This window comes from Streptococcus sp. CF8_Ac1-9 (assembly GCF_024295565.1).
Classification (GTDB): Bacteria; Bacillota; Bacilli; order Lactobacillales; family Streptococcaceae; genus Streptococcus; species Streptococcus parasanguinis_X.
The window spans coordinates 23923-41654 of sequence record NZ_JANCOY010000007.1; the positions used below are offsets into that span (position 1 = coordinate 23923).

17 protein-coding genes and 1 other annotated feature are annotated in these 17732 nt (G+C 43.2%); of the genes, 1 reads left to right on the forward strand and 16 read right to left on the reverse strand.

What is annotated here, in order from left to right:
* Window position 1 precedes the first annotated feature (1 nt).
* The 13 genes from NML76_RS09395 to trpX all read right to left on the reverse strand — a co-directional run bounded on the left by NML76_RS09395 (window position 2) and on the right by trpX (window position 12018).
* The gene (locus tag NML76_RS09395; RefSeq protein ID WP_254733365.1) at window positions 2-682 is read right to left on the reverse strand and encodes an ABC transporter ATP-binding protein; all 681 of its coding nucleotides are present in this window, start codon (window positions 680-682) and stop codon (window positions 2-4) included.
* Window positions 679-1254, reverse strand: coding sequence for a TetR/AcrR family transcriptional regulator (locus NML76_RS09400; RefSeq protein ID WP_254733366.1), 576 nt, complete (start codon window positions 1252-1254; stop codon window positions 679-681). The genes NML76_RS09395 and NML76_RS09400 overlap by 4 nt, the downstream gene beginning before the upstream one ends.
* 148 nt (window positions 1255-1402) lie before the next feature.
* Window positions 1403-2326 carry an aldo/keto reductase family oxidoreductase gene (locus tag NML76_RS09405; RefSeq protein ID WP_254733367.1) on the reverse strand — a complete coding sequence of 308 codons (924 nt, stop codon included), beginning with the start codon at window positions 2324-2326 and terminating at the stop codon, window positions 1403-1405.
* A 96-nt stretch (window positions 2327-2422) separates the two neighbouring features.
* Window positions 2423-3637 (reverse strand): ABC transporter permease, encoded by a 1215-nt coding sequence (locus NML76_RS09410; RefSeq protein WP_254733369.1) that lies wholly within the window; start codon window positions 3635-3637, stop codon window positions 2423-2425.
* The gene (locus tag NML76_RS09415) at window positions 3634-4527 is read right to left on the reverse strand and encodes an ABC transporter ATP-binding protein (protein ID WP_129824085.1); all 894 of its coding nucleotides are present in this window, start codon (window positions 4525-4527) and stop codon (window positions 3634-3636) included. The genes NML76_RS09410 and NML76_RS09415 overlap by 4 nt, the downstream gene beginning before the upstream one ends.
* Before the next feature lie 11 nt (window positions 4528-4538).
* Entirely contained in the window at window positions 4539-5336 is a 798-nt protein-coding gene (locus NML76_RS09420; protein WP_129824084.1) for a DUF3169 family protein, read from the reverse strand.
* Window positions 5337-5338: 2 nt separating this feature from the next.
* A complete protein-coding gene (locus NML76_RS09425; protein ID WP_003002675.1) occupies window positions 5339-5548 on the reverse strand; it encodes a helix-turn-helix transcriptional regulator in 210 nt (69 codons plus the stop codon).
* 13 nt (window positions 5549-5561) lie between these two features.
* On the reverse strand, window positions 5562-5870 hold the full coding sequence (locus NML76_RS09430) for a hypothetical protein (RefSeq protein ID WP_037607978.1): 309 nt from the start codon (window positions 5868-5870) through the stop codon (window positions 5562-5564).
* A 235-nt stretch (window positions 5871-6105) separates the two neighbouring features.
* A complete protein-coding gene (gene pheT, locus NML76_RS09435; RefSeq protein WP_254733371.1) occupies window positions 6106-8511 on the reverse strand; it encodes a phenylalanine--tRNA ligase subunit beta in 2406 nt (801 codons plus the stop codon).
* Between the two features lie 67 nt (window positions 8512-8578).
* Complete coding sequence (locus tag NML76_RS09440) at window positions 8579-9109, reverse strand: N-acetyltransferase (RefSeq protein ID WP_024055668.1); 531 nt, start codon at window positions 9107-9109, stop codon at window positions 8579-8581.
* A gap of 2 nt (window positions 9110-9111) precedes the next feature.
* Window positions 9112-10158, reverse strand: a complete 1047-nt coding sequence (pheS, locus tag NML76_RS09445) for a phenylalanine--tRNA ligase subunit alpha (RefSeq protein WP_155167551.1) — start codon at window positions 10156-10158, stop codon at window positions 9112-9114.
* 315 nt (window positions 10159-10473) lie between these two features.
* Window positions 10474-10893 carry a chromosome partitioning protein ParB gene (locus tag NML76_RS09450; RefSeq protein ID WP_049482289.1) on the reverse strand — a complete coding sequence of 140 codons (420 nt, stop codon included), beginning with the start codon at window positions 10891-10893 and terminating at the stop codon, window positions 10474-10476.
* Window positions 10894-11016: 123 nt separating this feature from the next.
* The gene (gene trpX, locus NML76_RS09455; RefSeq protein ID WP_254733372.1) at window positions 11017-12018 is read right to left on the reverse strand and encodes a tryptophan ABC transporter substrate-binding protein; all 1002 of its coding nucleotides are present in this window, start codon (window positions 12016-12018) and stop codon (window positions 11017-11019) included.
* Between the two features lie 134 nt (window positions 12019-12152).
* Window positions 12153-12384: a binding site (T-box leader), on the reverse strand.
* 150 nt (window positions 12385-12534) lie between these two features.
* On the opposite strand from trpX, the gene NML76_RS09460 reads away from it, so the two are divergent.
* Window positions 12535-14196, forward strand: a complete 1662-nt coding sequence (locus tag NML76_RS09460) for an NFACT family protein (protein WP_254733374.1) — start codon at window positions 12535-12537, stop codon at window positions 14194-14196.
* 192 nt (window positions 14197-14388) lie between these two features.
* Here the strand turns inward: NML76_RS09460 and budA are convergent, their stop codons facing one another.
* The 3 genes from budA to NML76_RS09475 form a co-directional block, all read right to left on the reverse strand.
* Window positions 14389-15105, reverse strand: coding sequence for an acetolactate decarboxylase (gene budA, locus NML76_RS09465; RefSeq protein WP_003007973.1), 717 nt, complete (start codon window positions 15103-15105; stop codon window positions 14389-14391).
* A gap of 72 nt (window positions 15106-15177) precedes the next feature.
* Window positions 15178-16407, reverse strand: a complete 1230-nt coding sequence (locus tag NML76_RS09470) for a tetratricopeptide repeat protein (RefSeq protein ID WP_049475339.1) — start codon at window positions 16405-16407, stop codon at window positions 15178-15180.
* Entirely contained in the window at window positions 16397-17572 is a 1176-nt protein-coding gene (locus tag NML76_RS09475; RefSeq protein ID WP_049475340.1) for an AI-2E family transporter, read from the reverse strand. The genes NML76_RS09470 and NML76_RS09475 overlap by 11 nt, the downstream gene beginning before the upstream one ends.
* Window positions 17573-17732 lie beyond the last annotated feature (160 nt).

Genomic DNA, 17732 nt, shown 5'->3' on the forward strand with positions numbered 1-17732 from the left:
CTTACCATCCAATCTCATAGGCAGTCTGAGGTTGATCATTGGTCACAACTTCGGTAATTTTGCCACTATTGACACGAATGATGGTTCTGGCCATATCCGCAATATTTTGGTTGTGCGTCACCATGATGAGGGTGAAGCCCAGCTTTTCCTTTAACTTCCAGATATAGTCCAGAATCTTGCGCCCTGTTTCTTCATCGAGAGCTCCCGTCGGCTCATCTAAGAAGAGAATCTCTGGCTTTTTGGCCAAGGCCCGAGCAATGGAGACTCTCTGCTGTTCCCCACCAGACAATTCACTCGGATACTTGTCTAGCTTATCGCCAAGCCCCAAATCCTCGATGATCTGTAAAAAACCATGATTGTTTGCTAGGTCAGCTCCCATTTTTACATTCTGTCTGACCGTCAGATTAGGCAATAAGTAATACTGCTGGAAAATAAAGGCTATCTTCTCACGTCTGAAGGCTGTCAATTGAGCATCCGTGAGTTGAGATAAGTCCCGTCCTTGAATGAGAATATGCCCCTCATCTACCTTTTCTAATCCGGATAATACGTTTAAGAGAGTGGACTTGCCCGATCCAGAAGGACCTAGAATCACCACATCATCCTGGTCTTGAATCTGCAAATCAATCCCTTTTAAAACCTTGGTTTGGCCATAGCTTTTGTGAACATTTTCTAGTTGAATCATTTCTTTCCTACCATTTCTTTGATGAGAGATTGACAAACTTCTGTCAATAATCCAATCACTTCTTCCATGCTGAACTGATAAATACCAGAAGCAACCATAGAGGCCATCCCGTGTGAGTAGATAAATAGATGCTGGTACAAGCGACTAGCCTCCTCTAACGTCAACGGATAGTCTGCAACAATCGAATCCAGAACCAATTGGTAACTATGATCCTTGATGGGAAGAAAATCTTGAAAGCGACGAATCGGATCTTTGCTAGGATTTTGGAAAAGCAATTGAAAGAGTTGTGGCTCTTTTGAGGCGAAAAGGATATAAGCAACCCCGACAGATCGAAAAGGTTTCTCATCTTCTAAGGCCTTGCGAATATACTCCACCACGACCATCTCCGCAGCACCAATAACCTCTGCTTGTAACTCAGCCATATTGGCAAATTGCCCAAAAATGACTCTCGGTGTGGCTCCCAGTTTCTCCGCTAATGCTCGAGCTGTCAAGCTAGCCATTCCCTCTTCTTTCACCAATTGTAAAGCTGTCCCAATCATAGTCTCTTTACTAAATTTAACCTTGGGTGGCATAAGACTCCTTTCGCGCAACGATTGTTACGCAACATATGTTGCATAAAGAATACCATAACAAAGTAAGACTTGTCAAGAAAAATTCGTAAAGTATAAAACAAAAGACCAGCCCACTAATACAAGTGAGGGCTGGTCTACTAATAAGATTCTAAGGCAAATCATTTCCCGCCGCCAGGTAGATTTGGTACCATTCCTTGCGGGTGAGGGTGACTGTTGCTGCTTTTCCTGCTTCAAGGACATGCTGGGGTTTGGTCGTTCCGATGACCGCCTGCATCTTACCTGGATAGCGGAGGACCCAGGCAAGGGCGATAGCTGTCGGTGTGACCTGGTATTTTTTCGCCAAGTCAGTAAGGACGTGATTGAGGGCTGCAAACTCTTCCTTGCCGACAAAATTCCCCTTGAAATAACCATGCTGGAGGACAGACCAGGCCTGAATCACCGTATCAGTCAAGCGACAATACTCAAAGACACTGCCATCTCGCACGGCTGCTTTTGGCCCTTCCATGTTGACATGAAAACCAGCTTCAAAGCTCGGTGTAAAGGCGGCACTCAACTGCAACTGGTTGACCTTGAGAGGTTGTTTGACAGCCGTTTTAAGCAATTCCATCATCATGGGATTTTGATTGGACACCCCAAAATGACGGACCTTGCCCGCTTGCTCCAACTGAACAAAAGCTGCCGCCACTTCTTCAGGCTCCATGAGGGCATCCGGTCGATGAAGGAGGAGGCTATCCAAGCGCTCGATCTGGAGACGCTCGAGGATGCCATCGACAGAGTCCAAAATATAGTCCTTAGAAAAGTCAAAATAAGTAAAGCCGTCTTTGCGAATGCCACACTTGGACTGAATCCACATCTGGTCCCGTAGATCCGGACGACGCTTGAGAACCTTACCCAGAAGAACTTCACACTGGCCATCGCCATAGATATCCGCTAAGTCAAAAGTGTTGATCCCAATCGACAAAGCTGCCTCTACCAAGGCCTCCACCTCGTCTTCACTCATCTGACTGATCCGCATCATCCCAAGGACAATCGTGGACAGACGCTCATTTTCAGCAAACTCAATATAGTTCATGTCCGCCTCCTTTCTGTAGTTCTATTGTATTGAAAAGGCTTGCAAAAGTCAATTTACAATCAAAAAGCCCCCAGCTGTAACTGAGAGCTTATCTAATTAGCGATAGCTAAGAGCACGTTTGATGGTCTTCCATGGTCCCAGGTCATCGGTCTGAAGGATCAGGCTCGCATAGATACGAGCGATGAGAACTGTTCCCACGATGGTAAAGAGAACCGCAATTCCTAAAGAACCCCAAGATTCAAGACCAGTCGCATAGCCATTGATGGTACGGAAAGGCATGAAGAAGGTTGAGAAGAAAGGAATGTAGGATCCAATCTTCAATAAGAAGACGTCACCGGCACTTCCCAAGGTGGTTACCCCAAGGAAGCTAAAGATAACTAACATCATCAGTGGCGAAATCGCTTTTCCTGAATCTTCAGGTCGTGCTACTGTGGAGCCTAAGAAAGCAGAGAGCACTACATACATAAAGATCCCAAGGATAATGAAGAAGACGGTGTTAAGCGAGATCGCTTCTGCTAGATGTTGGGTAATTGGAGAGTTTGGAGCGAGAAAATCCTTGACAACTGGGATATCTGCTCTAAAAATCCAAACGGCTACTAGACCAACTACATAGACAAAAATGTGGGTAAAGATCACTCCGAAGAGTCCGAGCATGCGTGCGAAGAAATAGTCGGTTGCTTTGATACTAGAGAAGACCACTTCCATGATCTTAGTTCCCTTTTCACTAGCCACTTCTTGGGCTGTGATACTCGAGTAGAAGATCAAAATCATATAAAGCAACATTCCTAGACCACCTGCAACCATGGTTTGCACCATTTTCAAGCCTTCTTTTTTCTCATCAATTTTTTCTTTGAGAGAAACCTGTTGAGACAAGGCTGTCAGCTGCTCTTTGCTTAGATTGGCACGCGCTAGATTGATCCCTTGTTGGACCTGGCTTAATTTCGCAGTGACAAGCGATTTTAAATCTGTTTTCATGGCTTGGTCAGCCACATAAGTCGCTTCTAGCTGGCCATCTTTTTCATCAACCATTAGGTAAGCAGCTGCTTTCTCATCCTTAATGGCTTTTTTAGCTGCAGCTTCATCCTTGTAGTCCAAGGTCAAGCCATCGGTTCCTTTGAGGCTTTCTTTGACAGCTGGCACTTCTGTCACCAAGGCCACTTGGTTTTTGGCATCTGTAGAAGAACCTGTCAGATAACCGATTCCAATGCTCAATCCTAAAAAGAGGAAGGGACCGAAGACCATGAAGAGGAAACTCCATGATTTCACTTGTCTGATATAGGTTTCTTTCATTACGACAAACATCTGTTTCATACTTCTACTCCTGATTCAAGTTTAAAGATCTCATCAATAGTTGGGGCTTGGTGGTCAAAGGTTGCTAGGTAGTGGCCCTTGGTCAAGCGATCAAATAATTCTGGACCAGCTGATGCATCATCCAAGATCAGCTTCCAAGTCCCTTGCTTGGTCATGCTGACCTTGGTCACGTGTGGCAGAGCTTCTAACTCTTCTTTGCTAAAGTCGTTTGAGACAAAGAGGCGAGTCTTGCCATAGCTATTCCGAACCTCTTGGACAGGCCCTGAAAGGACAACCGAACCATCACGGATCATTAGGATATCATCACACAACTCTTCAACATTGGTCATGACGTGGTCAGAAAAGATAATGGTGGCCCCACGCTCTTTTTCTTCAAAGATAACCTGCTTGAGCACTTCTGTATTGACCGGATCCAATCCGCTAAACGGTTCATCTAAAATGATCAATTTAGGCTCATGGATCAAGGTGATGATCAATTGCACCTTCTGTTGGTTCCCTTTTGAGAGGCTCTTGATTTTATCGGTTAATTTTCCTTTTACTTGGAGTTTTTCCATCCAGGTCGGTAATTTTTCCTTGACCTCGGCGGTACTCATCCCTTTTAAGGCAGCCAAATAACGGACCTGCTCAAAAATCGTGAGTTTTGGCATAAGACTGCGCTCTTCTGGCAAATAGCCAATTTCCTTGTAAGTCTCTTGGGTAATCGCTTTGCCATATAGGCAAATCTCACCGCTGTAGTCCAAAAAGCGCAGAATACTGTGGAAAATAGTTGTTTTCCCAGCCCCATTTTTCCCAACCAAACCAAGGATATGCCCTTGTTGAGCTGTCAAATCCACTCCAAAGAGGACCTGCTTATCCCCAAAACTCTTTTCTAAATGTCTAATTTCTAACATAGATGACTCCTTTACTCTTTATAATAACGTTTGGTAATCTTGTATTGTGAGACCAAGATATAGAGATAAATCAGTGATACCACTACTAATGCTAACAAGATATCTGTATGGAAAGCAATGCCAACTAAGAATATCGCAATTAAGGAAATCGGTAAGATATAATTGCTTAACTTAATGATAATTTCATAGTTTTCCTCGTAGCTAATCTGCTTTTCTGCTTCATCCATCATACTCATCATAAATTCACGCACTTCCTTGGCATTGGCATTGCGGGGAATCGGTTTTCCATAAATCAGATGGAAGGTCTTGCGAAAGAAGATATCCGATAGGAAAAATAGGGCAATCAAGACAAGAAAGAGATAGAGCATGGTAAAGTCTCCAAAGATAAAAGCCATGTCCCCAGCGCCAGGTCTATCTAAGTCGACCAATTGACTATAAAAAATGACGAATAAAAAGTAGGGCAAGATCATGATGCCTTTAAAAATGGTCGCTAAGCCATATAGTTTTTTCTTTTGAATGTCATAGTGATAGGCTTCATCATCGTCTTCTATTTGGAGCATCTTTTGATGGACTTTTCTCGCGCACATCAGTAAGGTTATCGTGAGTATAAATGCGACTAAGAATAAAACTGCTGAGCCCAAAAGGAGTACTTCTTTACTAAAGAAGGATTGGATTTCTAGGGGCTTTTCGTATCCAAACATTTCTGTCAAAAATCCGATAACTCCTCCGATCAAGCCGGAAACTGTAATGATACCTACATTTCTCCAAAAACGGTAACGAGCAGATTGTTCTTGTTGTTGCTTTTTCATTGTTATTCTTCTCCCTCTACTAGACTAAAAACATTCTCCACCGGTTCCTTGAAAATCTGGGCGATGGTGATCGCAATGATAACCGATGGGGTGTATTCCCCCCGCTCCAAGAGACTGATGGACTGGCGCGAGACCCCTGCTAGCTTGGCTAGTTCTGATTGGTTGAGTCCATCACGCGCCCTCAGCTCTTTCAGTCGATTTTTTAAGATCATGGCTTTCGCCCCCTTATAGTTGAATATCTTGAATATCTTCGATACGGACTAATTTGGTTTCTCTTTGTTGATTAATCGTATCACAACTCAATTTGACCCAATCTTCGTCGATATCCATAATTTCATATTTGGTTCCAAAACCATTTACTGTGACAGTGACCGTTTGGCCTTTCAATTCTTCTAAAAGTCTAGACATGTCTTGATTTCCTTTCACTTGTTTTTCTAATCTTTTAATACGTTTGTTCAACTTTTTTATCTTCTTTTCTGAGCTTGCATAAATGATAACCAGAAAAGGGATAAATAGAATCCATATGGCTCCCATAAGAAAACCTCTCCTTCTTTCAACTAAAATCATTGTAACACTTCTTTTCCTTTTTGACAAGCATATTTGTCAAAAAAATAAAAATATTTGTCAATAATAGCAGGATGGTTGACATGGATATTTTGAGTACTTAAAGGAATTTCTTTATTTTTATAGGGTTTTAAGGCCTATAACTTGCAAATCCTGGAAGAAAAAAACAGTTGAGAAATTCTCAACTGTTTCATCTTTTTACATCTTAACGCACTTCTGCATTGACTTTTTCTTCAAGTGAAGCTTGGATTTTTTCCATGTAGCGTGCGACTTCTTCATCTGTCAAGCTATCTTCTGGATTTTGGAAGGTCAAGCTGTAGGCCATAGACTTCATGCCAAGTCCTAGTTTTTCACCTGAGAAAACGTCAAAGAGTTTGATATCTGTTAAGCGTTTCACGCCAGCAGCTTGAATCGCATCAACCACTTCTTGGTGGGTCACTTCTGCTTTGAGGAGAAGGGCGATATCACGGCTCACAGCTGGGAATTTGGTGATTTCCACAAAGGCTGCGGCTGGTTGAAGAGCTGCTTCAATAGCAGATAAGTTCAATTCTGCCACATAGGTTTCTGGAATGTCATAAGCCTTAGCTGTTACAGGGTGGACTTGTCCCAAGACCCCAATCACCTGGTCACCAAGTGAGAGCAAGGCTGTACGTCCTGGGTGGAGACTCTTGATTTCCTGTGTTGCTGTATAAGTCACTTCAAGACCCAAGCGAGTAAAGAGGACTTCCAAGATTCCCTTGGCATAGAAGAAGTCAACTGGAACAGCTGGAGTTTGGAAGTCTTTTTCAGCAACTAAGCCAGTCAAAGCAAAGGCAAAGCTATTGATTTCGTTTGGCAAGTCTTCTTTTGGATTGCCTGTCTGTTCAAAGACTTTTCCGATCTCATAGAGGGCCAAATCTTTGTTCTTACGAGCGACATTATAAGCTACAGTATCCAAGATTCCTGAGATCATATTTTGACGGAGGACCGAACGATCCACAGTCATTGGCCACATGAGCTCCGTTAAGTTGCTTGGTGCAGTCGTGAACTCCACTGCTTTTTCAGGAGTTGTCAGTGCATAAGTAATGATTTCAGTCAATCCAGCCCCTTCAGCGATAGTCCGAACTTGGCGACGCAATTTTTGAGTCGCTGTCAATTCACCTGCTGTCCCGTCATCTTTTGGAAGGGTTGCTGGTAATTTGTCATAACCATAAATTCGAGCAATTTCTTCAAAGAGGTCCGCTTCGATAGTGATGTCCCAACGGCGACGAGGAACGCTGACTGTGTAGCTTTCTGCATTTCCAGAAAGGCCAAAACCAAGACGACGGAAGACATCTTCGACATCCGCGTAGGAAAGTTCTGTTCCAAGGACACGGTTCACGTCTGCAAGAGTAGAAGAAACTTCTACATCAGAAGTGTCTAACTGGCCTGCTGAAACTATGCCCTTACGTACGGTTGCACCAGCCAATTCAGCAATCATACTTGCTGCGGCATCAAGGGCTTCATTAACAGTTGCCACATTGATGCCTTTTTCAAAGCGAGAAGATGATTCAGAGCGTAGGTTGAGGCGACCACTAGTCTTACGGATCGATTTGCCATTGAAAACAGCCGCTTCAAGAACTACACGAGTAGACTTTTCAGAGATTTCTGTAGCCTCTCCCCCCATGACACCTGCAAGGGCAACAGGTTTGTCAGCAACCGTAATCACGAGGTCACTTGTTTCCAACTCACGCTCTTCCCCATCCAAGGTCACTAATTTCTCACCTGCACGCGCTTCACGTACACGGATGTCATTTCCTTCAAAGGTATCCAAGTCAAAGGCATGCATGGGCTGACCAAAGTAAAGCAAGATATAGTTGGTCACGTCAACCACATTATTTATGGGACGGATGCCTTCATTCATGAGGAGGTTTTGCAACCATTGTGGACTTGGTGCGATGGTTACATTGTCCAAGATACGAGCTGCATAATAAGGAGCCTTATCTGTGTCGATGCTGACAGAAAGAGCATCCGCTGCAACTTGGTCTGTTTCTGTTAAAGTAAATTCTTTAAAGTTGACTGCCTTGTCATAGATGGCTGCTACTTCATGTGCTACCCCACGCATCGAAAGAGCATCTGCACGGTTTGGAGTGATAGAAAGCTCGATGATTTCATCATCCAAGTCTAGGTAAGAGAAGACTTCTTCTCCTGGAACAGCATCCTCTGGCAAGATTTGGATGCCATCCGCAAATTCTTTCGGTACAACTGAGTCAGAAATGCCTAACTCACCAAGTGAACAGATCATCCCAAGGGATTCCAAACCACGGATTTTCCCTTTTTTAATCTTGTAGTTATCTGCGATGCGAGCACCTGGAAGAGCCACCATCACCTTGATGCCTGCTCGCACATTTGGTGCTCCACAGACGATTTGACGCGCTTCTTCTTCCCCCACATTAACTTGGCAGACATGAAGGTGTGTCTCTGGCACATCTTCACAAGACAAGACTTCTCCGACGACAATTTTTGAGAGACCAGCAGCAGGAGATTCTACACCTTCTACTTCGATCCCTGTAGTTGACATTTTTTCAGCCAACTCTTCTGATGGCACATCCACGTCCACCAATTGTTTTAACCATTTATATGATACTAACATTATTCTGATCGTAAGATCCCACTTGGTGAGATCTTCTCAATTCCTTTCTCTCAATTTGGACCCACAATTAAGCTTGCGGATTCTCCTTCAAATGCTTGCGCAGCAACCAGTCGATATCCACAGCTTCCCCTGTGATAAAGTGGTGCTCGCTAAATCGTTCAAATCCGAATTGTTTGTAAAAGTTTTGGGCCTTAAAATTCCGTTCCCAGACACCCAGCCAGACCCAGTCAAATCCACGTTTTTGAGCCTCTTTTAAGGCAAAGGTAAACATTTCCTTGCCATAGCCCTTGCCATGATGTTCTTTTTTGACATAGATGCGCTGAATTTCAAAAGCATTGTCCATCTCTACTGGCTCCGTTTGTGCCTTGCCCCAGTTAAACTTGAGGAAACCACAAATTTCCTGATGGTGATCAAGGACAAAATAGGTCTCTGATTCCGGGTCTGCTAGGTCCTTTTGGATTTGCTCTAGCGATAAAACCATCTGGTAGTAATCTTCCATATCGGCATCAGAGTTGTAGGGACCAAAGGTATCCCCATAGGTTTCCACCTCTAATTCCCTTAAAATATGAAAATCTTTCGCCTTAACTTTTACTAACATAATTATTTAAATTGTTCTGAAAAACGGATATCCCCTTGATAGAAGCCACGGATATCATTGATTCCGTAACGAAGCATGGCCACACGCTCTTGACCAAGTCCAAAGGCAAATCCTGAATAGATTGTTGGATCAATCCCACTCATCTCAAGGACGCGTGGGTGAACCATACCGGCTCCCATGATTTCAATCCAACCAGTTTTCTTACATACGTTACATCCAGCACCACCACATTTGAAGCAAGAAACGTCCACCTCAACCGATGGCTCAGTGAATGGGAAGTAAGAAGGACGCAAACGGATTTGGCGTTCTGCACCAAACATCTTTTGCACGATCAATTGAAGCGTTCCTTGAAGATCGGCCATAGAAATGCTTTTCCCAACAACCAAACCTTCGATTTGATGGAATTGGTGGCTGTGGGTCGCATCATCCGTATCCCGACGGAAAACCCGCCCTGGAGAGATCATCTTCAATGGTCCTTTGCTAAAGTCATGCGCATCCATAGCCCGCGCCTGTACAGGTGAGGTATGGGTCCGAAGCAAGATTTCTTCTGTGATATAGAAGGTATCCTGCATATCCCGCGCTGGGTGATCTTTAGGCAGATTCATCCGTTCAAAGTTATAATAGTCTTGCTCCACTTCAAAGCCGTCTACGACTTGATAGCCCATCCCGATAAAGATATCTTCGATTTCTTCACTGGTTTGGGTCAAAATATGACGGTAACCACTAGCAACTGGACGACCTGGTAGGGTCACGTCGATACTTTCACTAGCCAATTTGGCTTGGACTTTCTTTTCTTCCAAAAGTTTGGCCGTTTCTTCAAAGGCAGCCGTCAAGACATCACGCGCTTCATTGACGTGTTTCCCGATAACCGGACGCATCTCAGCAGAGACATCCTTCATCCCTTTAAGAATTTCCGTCAGAGATCCTTTTTTTCCAAGAACAGAGACCCGTAGTTCTTGCATCTCTTTTTTATTTTCAGCAGAAATCTGCTTCAAAGCTGCCAGCGTTTCTTCACGAAGCGCTTTTAATTGTTCTTCAATCGTTGACATATTTCCTCCATCATGGTCCCTCTACAGACATAGAAAAAACCACGCGCCAACACCCTCATTCGGAGCGTTGACACGCGGTACCATCCGTTTTTTATCCGTAAACCAGACCTTAATTTCTAAATCCTTTACGCAAGTGAATTCACTCAGCTTTCATGCAAAGAGCTTTCAGTCACGGCTCTTCTCCCTGTCGCACTTCCCTTGAGATACTAGTCTTGCAGATTTCTATTCGATTACTATCTAGTTTAGCAGATTTTTTGTTAAAAAACAAGTTAGATGAGACTAATTTCAATATACAAAGGAACAAGAGGCCGTGCATTATCTATTTGCCTTGTCTGTTTCATCTGATTGCCTTTTCAATAGAAGAGTTGCTGCTTGGTTAAAACCATCACACCAGTTATACCATTTTGCTTCATACTCATCTTGAGGTAAGATACGATGTTTTAAATCCAAAACAGAGGATATCTTTCTTTCCTCGCAAGCTTGCGCATAGAGAGCATACAATTCATCGCCACCATCTCTATCAAACTCAGCAGAAATCGTATCCCGACCTGCCAATAAAGCCTGATAAGCCCTGTGATGCCCGTCTGTAATCAAGAAGCGATTTCCAAATGCAAGAACACTAATTGGATCCACATTGATGATGTCTGCCGACTGATCCAGCATCTGGATAGCTTGTAACTTCTTTTCTGATAAATAAAGTTGGGTCGGATGAAGATCTGTTATCTTGACTTCCATTTCTTTCTCCTCTACCAAGAGTATAAAAGTTGGTTCTGGGCACTGGTAGACATTTTCAAAGGTCACGATTTAAAGACCTGCCAAAGCCAAATTCCCCCGCCATTCTTGTGATTCGTTTTCTTTTTATTTAATGACTTGTCCAGCATCTTTCAAGACAGATTCTGGAATAGTAATACCCAATTCATCTGCGACTTTTTTATTGATGACAGATTTTCCTTGGCTAAAGATTTCAACAGGTGTATCCGCAGGTTTTTGACCTTTCAAGATCTTCGCAGCCATTTTACCAGTTGCTACTCCAAGATCGTGTTGGTCGACAACGACTGAACCAAGACCACCAGCTTCTACCATAGCTGTCGCACTTGGGAAGATTGGTTTTTTAGCTGTTTTGTTGGCTTCGACAACTGTTGAGAAGGCTGAAGCGATGGTATTGTCGATTGGAACCCAGATGGCATCGACTTTGCCTGACATTACAGACACAGTGGAAGCAATTTCGTTTGTAGAAGGAACAGAATAAGGAACGACCTTGTAGCCTGCTTTTTCAGCCAATTTTGTAAATTCTTCTACTTGAGATTTTGAGTTATCTTCACTGGTTGAGTACAGGATCCCAATTGTTTTCACGTTCGGAGTCAATTCTTTGATTAATTTCAACTGTTGCACAGTTGGATTGTGGTCAGATACCCCAGTGATATTGCCACCTGGTTTTTTCAAATCTTTGACCAAGTTTGCGCCGACCGGATCAGTGACAGCTCCCATAACGATGGGTTTGTCTTTTGTTGCACTAGCCAATCCTTGAGCAGATGGAGTTGCAATTCCAATAAAGACTTGGTTATCCTTGTCTACCAATTGTTTACTCATGGTAGCCACCTTATTTTGGTCGCCTTCTGCATTGAGGAAATCAATGTCCACTTTGTCCTTGTCATAACCTTCTTCAGCTAAACCATCTTGAATCCCTTTGTAGATCAAATCAAGCGAAGGGTGGCTGACCAACTGCAAGACACCCACCTTGGCCTTTTCATTGCTGCTTGCTGCCTTGTTATCCTTGCCTGCTGTAGCTGAATAGATCGCTGTCCCAATGACTGCTGCTGCAATCAAACCAATAATTCCCATTAAACGTTTATTTTTCATTTTTAATACCTCTTCTATTTTTTCATTTTCTTCTTTTTTTCCATCATCTAAAGACTGCGACGCCATCGTTTCTTCATATCTTTTCTCCCTTCTCATCTAAAACAAAAAAACACGCCTACACATAGCAAAAGCTATGTGAGGACGTGTCATCGCGGTGCCACCTCACTTATGGGAAAAGGATAGTCTCCCCCATATCTCTGTCTTGTCTAGCAACAAGTTGCACGATAAGGTGTGCCAACCGAATTTTTATTGTTTCAAATTCATCTCATCATTAGTCCAATTTCATAAACTGCCGCTACCCACTCTCAGCAACCGTGGGCTCTCTTGAAACTTTCATTTACTACTTTTCTAATTTCTTACATTTTAAAGTTTTCTTTCAAAAATGTCAATACTTTTTCAGTATTTTTTTGGAAACGTTCGCATTTTCTATTGAACAGCCCCTAGCTTCTTTCTGGGATTTCCTCTCTAATTTTGATATAATTTACTAGAATAAACGCTAGAATGATGAGGAATCCCATGTCTTTTGATGGATTTTTTTTACACCATATGGTGCAAGAATTGAAGGCCGAACTCTTGAGTGGTCGCATTCAAAAAATTAACCAACCTTTCGAGCAAGAATTGGTGCTCCAAATCCGAGGCAATCGAAAAAACCAAAAGCTCTTGCTCTCTGCCCATTCTGTCTTTGGACGGGTTCAACGGACCCAGACCAACTTTGAAAATCCTGCCTTTCCCAATACCTTTATTATGGTTATGCGCAAATATCTTCAGGGCGCTGTCATTGAAGGAATTGAGCAAATGGAAAACGACCGGATTCTTGAAATCCGTGTCTCCAATAAAAACGAAATTGGGGATGCTATTTCTGTCAGCCTCATGATCGAAATCATGGGCAAGCACAGTAATATTATTCTCCTGGACCGCACCAGTAATAAAATCATCGAAGCTATCAAACATGTCGGCTTCTCACAAAATAGCTACCGAACCATTCTCCCTGGATCAACCTATGTAGCTCCTCCGAAAACCAACGCGGTCAATCCTTTTACAATTGGAGATGAAGCCCTCTTTGCCCTTCTTCACAAGGAAGAGGTAAGTCCAAAGAACCTTCAAAAATGTTTCCAAGGTTTGGGGCGAGATACGGCTCAAGAATTAGCCAAGCGACTTGAGACGGATGGAAAATTAAAGACCTTCCGTGCCTTTTTCCAAGCTCCAACTGAGCCACGCCTAACAACCAAATCCTTCTCGGCTATCCCCTTTGCAGATGCGACTAGTCAAACGTTTGAGACACTTTCCGATCTGCTGGATGACTATTACCGAGACAAGGCTGAGCGCGATCGGGTGCAACAACAGGCCAGTGAGTTGATCCGCAAGGTCGAAAACGATCTTGAAAAGAACCGGAAAAAATTAGCCAAACAAGAGGCGGAGTTAGCGGCGACCGACAATGCGGAAGAATTCCGCCAAAAAGGAGAATTGCTGACAACCTTCCTCCATCAGGTACCAAACGACCAAGACCAAGTTGTCCTGGACAATTACTATACCAACGAGCCCATTACCATCCAACTCAACAAGGCCCTGACCCCCAATCAAAATGCCCAACGCTACTTTAAACGCTACCAGAAGTTAAAAGAAGCCGTCAAACATTTGACCATCCTCATTCAAGAAACCAAGGAAACCATTTCTTATCTTGAAACGGTTGAAACAGCCCTTTCTCAAGCGAGCCTAGCTGAGGTGGCAGAAATTCGAGAAGAGCTAATCCAGACCGGCTTTATCAAACGGCGCAATCGCGAAAAAATTCATAAACGGAAAAAACCTGAGAAATACCTAGCTAGTGATGGAAAAACCATCATTTTAGTGGGTCGCAATAATTTGCAAAACGATGAACTGACCTTTAAGATCGCTAAGAAAGATGAGCTCTGGTTCCATGCCAAAGATATCCCGGGAAGCCACGTCGTCATTACAGGAAATCTAAATCCATCGGATGAAGTGAAGACCGATGCTGCAGAGTTGGCCGCCTACTATTCCAAGGCCCGTCTCTCAAACCTGGTCCAAGTAGATATGATCGAAGTCAAGAAACTCAATAAACCAACTGGTGGAATGCCCGGTTTTGTCACCTACACCGGCCAAAAGACTCTGCGGGTCACCCCAGAAGAAGAAAAAATCAAAGCCATGAAACTAACAGACTGATTTCAAAAATAAAAGAGAGTGGGACAGAAATCGGTAATTCGTTAGAATTCGATTTCGTCGTCCCACCTCCGCACAGTTGAGTAGGGCTGTAAAAGCTGATGAAATCAGCGTAGTAGAGCCCACTCAACCACTGCGTCTTGCTCGACAATCCAAAAATAATTGAGAGGCTAGGACTTTTGTCCCAGCCTCTTTTTATTCTGCTTTATTAATGTCTTCTTTGACCTCATCAACATTGAATTTGGCAAAGAGGTACTGACGGTCTTGAACTGGGAAACGTTGATCCAGCTGATCGATGGCCCCCACCTCTACAATCCCTTCTGTGATGACAAAATCCATGACATGGCCACCAAAGGTGTGGTCATCTGAAATAAAGTGCAAATGATAACCAGCCACGCTCACGCCATGGAAAATTTCTGGTGTCCAAAAACCGACGATGGTTCCAGTAACATTTTCTCGTGTATACTCTGGCTGATGGGTGGCAACCTCTGCAAACTTCATCTCAGGTGTTGATTTTGGAATCATACGGACATGCATCTTGGCAAAGTCACCATGAATCTTAATGGAGCGGAAAAGATTTTCCCCATCATAATAAGACTCAATACGGGCTTCCAATTCCTCGTCTGTCATTTCAAAACGTTGGCGGAAAATCACTTCTGCTTGGTGAGGGACGACTGCTGCATAAGGAACCTTGGCATCCGGAGAAACTTCGACTATTTCAGGATGGTCCCCTGATCCCTTGGCCTGATATGCCTTACCATCTAAAACGATCAACTCTCCATCAATAGAATCAAGCGTCCCAACTCCGAGATCTCCGTGTTCCAAGAGTTCTCCAATCGTAAATGAACCCCCGTACAGACCCGCCATTAGGGCACCTAAGGTATTGTATTGAAAAAGTTTCACTGGTTCCATGTTTTTCTCTCCTCATTCTATCTTCTACCAGTATACCACAAACTATTCCGAATCTTCACGATATGGTTTTGATTAGAGGCTATCATAGAGGGTTTGCATCTGCACATCGTCTGGTACGATGGCCAAATACTGGTTAGCCACTTCACGCGCCTTCGTCACATCTCCAGCCTCACGCAACAAATAAACATAGGCTTCGAGGAATTCTGGGTTGTCCTTTAAATCCTCATAGAGCTCTTGGTAGGCTGAGACGGCCTCTTCTGTTTTCTCCAAGGCAGCCAAGGCACGGGCAATGTTCCACCGAGTGACAACTGTTTCGACTTCTTCATTTTGCCAAGCCAAGACTTGGTCAAAGCGTTCCTGTTCCAAATAAAGAGTGGTCAGGCGAAGAGCAATCTCTTCGAGATCATCTGCCACTTCTTTAGCCTCTAATAGATAAGCTTCTGCTTGCTCAGGCTGGTGGAGTTCATAGGAAAGCTGAGAAGCAAGGAGCTTCAATTGGGCATCAAATGGATTCTTCTGGATCCCTTGTTTAGCAATCTCAAGCGCTTTTTCACGGTCATTTTCAGCCTGTAAAGCCAAGGCATAACCGTACTCATAGCCCTCAAAATCAGGCGACAAGGTATCAATTTGTTTGTAGTAGATCAGGGCTTTTTGGAATTCTTCTTGGTCAGACAATAAGGTCGCTAATTCGTAAGCAATCTGGTCATCAAATTCAATCTCCAGAGCTTTCTCTAAGAAAGGAACAGCTGCTTCAAACTTACCAAGATTGGCATAGGCAAACCCAATTCGTTGATAGGTGGAAATTCCTGTTGCTTCTAAAATCTCCCGATTGTCTAACTGGGCATACTCTTGGATAGCCTCTTGGTAGCGTTCCAATTCCAGATCAATTTCAGCTAGCCCTAATTGAATGATCGGATCATCAGACAAATGAGCAGCTTCAACTAATTTTTCACGCGCCACATCTGCTAAGCTTTCCATCTGATAGAGATCCGCCTTAACCAAGAGACTGGCCACATACCAGTTTGATTCAGGTCCAATTTCTTCTAAATAAGCAAAGGCCTCTTCCGTTTGGCCTTCCTCTGCAAGGATGGTTGCCAAACTCAGATACACTTCTGGGTAGGTTTCTGCAATCTGTTCATAGATTTCTTTTGCCTGAGGGTAAAAACCGATACTTTCAAGATATTGACCTAAATCCAATAATTGTGCTTCACTATCTTCTAACAAAGCCTGTTGAAATTGAACTTCTGCCTCTTCTAGCTCTTGCCGATCGAGAGCCTCTACCATTTGTTGACTATGACTCACTGTGTGTTTCCTCTTCTATTTCATTGTGTTCTTCATACAAGCCACTGACGACCTTATACCATTCAAAGATAGCTCCGATCACCACCTTAGCAGATGCATAGACTGGAATTCCAAGGAAAACTCCCCAGATTCCAAACATAGATCCTGACGTCAAGAGCACAAATAAAATGGTAATCGGATGGATATTTAACTGGCTTCCCAAAACCAACGGTGATACAAAACGTCCTTCAATGGTTTGCTCCATTGCAAATACAATCAAGACCTTGATAAACATCTCTGGCCCTGCTACCAAGCCCAATACTAAGGCAGGTAACATGGCTAAGAAACTACCCAAGTATGGGATCAAATTCAAGATTCCCGCAGAGATCCCCAGTGTCACCGCATAGCGCAAGCCAATGATCTTAAAGAAGATGATGAACATAATGGCGACGACAATGGCTACCGTAATTTGCCCTCGAACGTAGTTGGAGAGTTGGGTATTGACATCTGAGAGAACTTGCTCAGCCGATTTACGAATCTTAGTTGGTAAGAAGCGAACAATGTGGCCCTTTAAATTTTTTCCATCTCGAAGAAGATAAAAGACAATAAAAGGCATAATGATCAAGGCAACAATAACTTGCGAAGCCACTCCGATCAAGTTGCTGACCCAATTGACAGCCCGCCCAGAAATCGAACTCGCCCAAGAAGTAATATTTGCAGACAATTCCTTGGTGATCTCGTCTAGCTGAGGTTTGATATCAGAGGAGACGCGATTATCTAGAAAATCATCGATGGTTGCATTGGCCTTTTCCAAATAAGTTGGCAGGTTATGAAAGAAACTCACCACCTGTCGTTGGACGGATGGAATCACTACAGCTAGACCCCAGATTAAAAGCACTGCAATCAAGAAAAAGACTAAGGAAATCGCAAAAATCCGCTTAAGTCCTTTTCTTTCAAGAAAGTCAACAATAGGGTTGAGCAGGTAATAGAGCAAACCAGAGATAATAACAGGCAGCATGACTGCTCCTGCAAACTCAAAAATAGGAATAAAAATAAAGGTGATTTTACTCAAAACCAAAAGGTTCAAGCCCAACAGCAAGGTAACTAAAAATACGGTAATGGCCTTGTTGTCTAAAAACCATCTAAAAAACCAGGACAAACTAAACTGTTTTTCTTTATTATCCACAGAGAACTCCTTTTCATTTCAATCTGTTTCTATTTTAGCATTTTTTGAGCTTGAAGTTACGAAAAAACTAGCAAAATAAGAAAGAAAGGCCCTCCCCTTTTCAACTAGCAATTGCCTTCCAATAGGACCTTTGATATAATAAACCTAACAAATCATACGA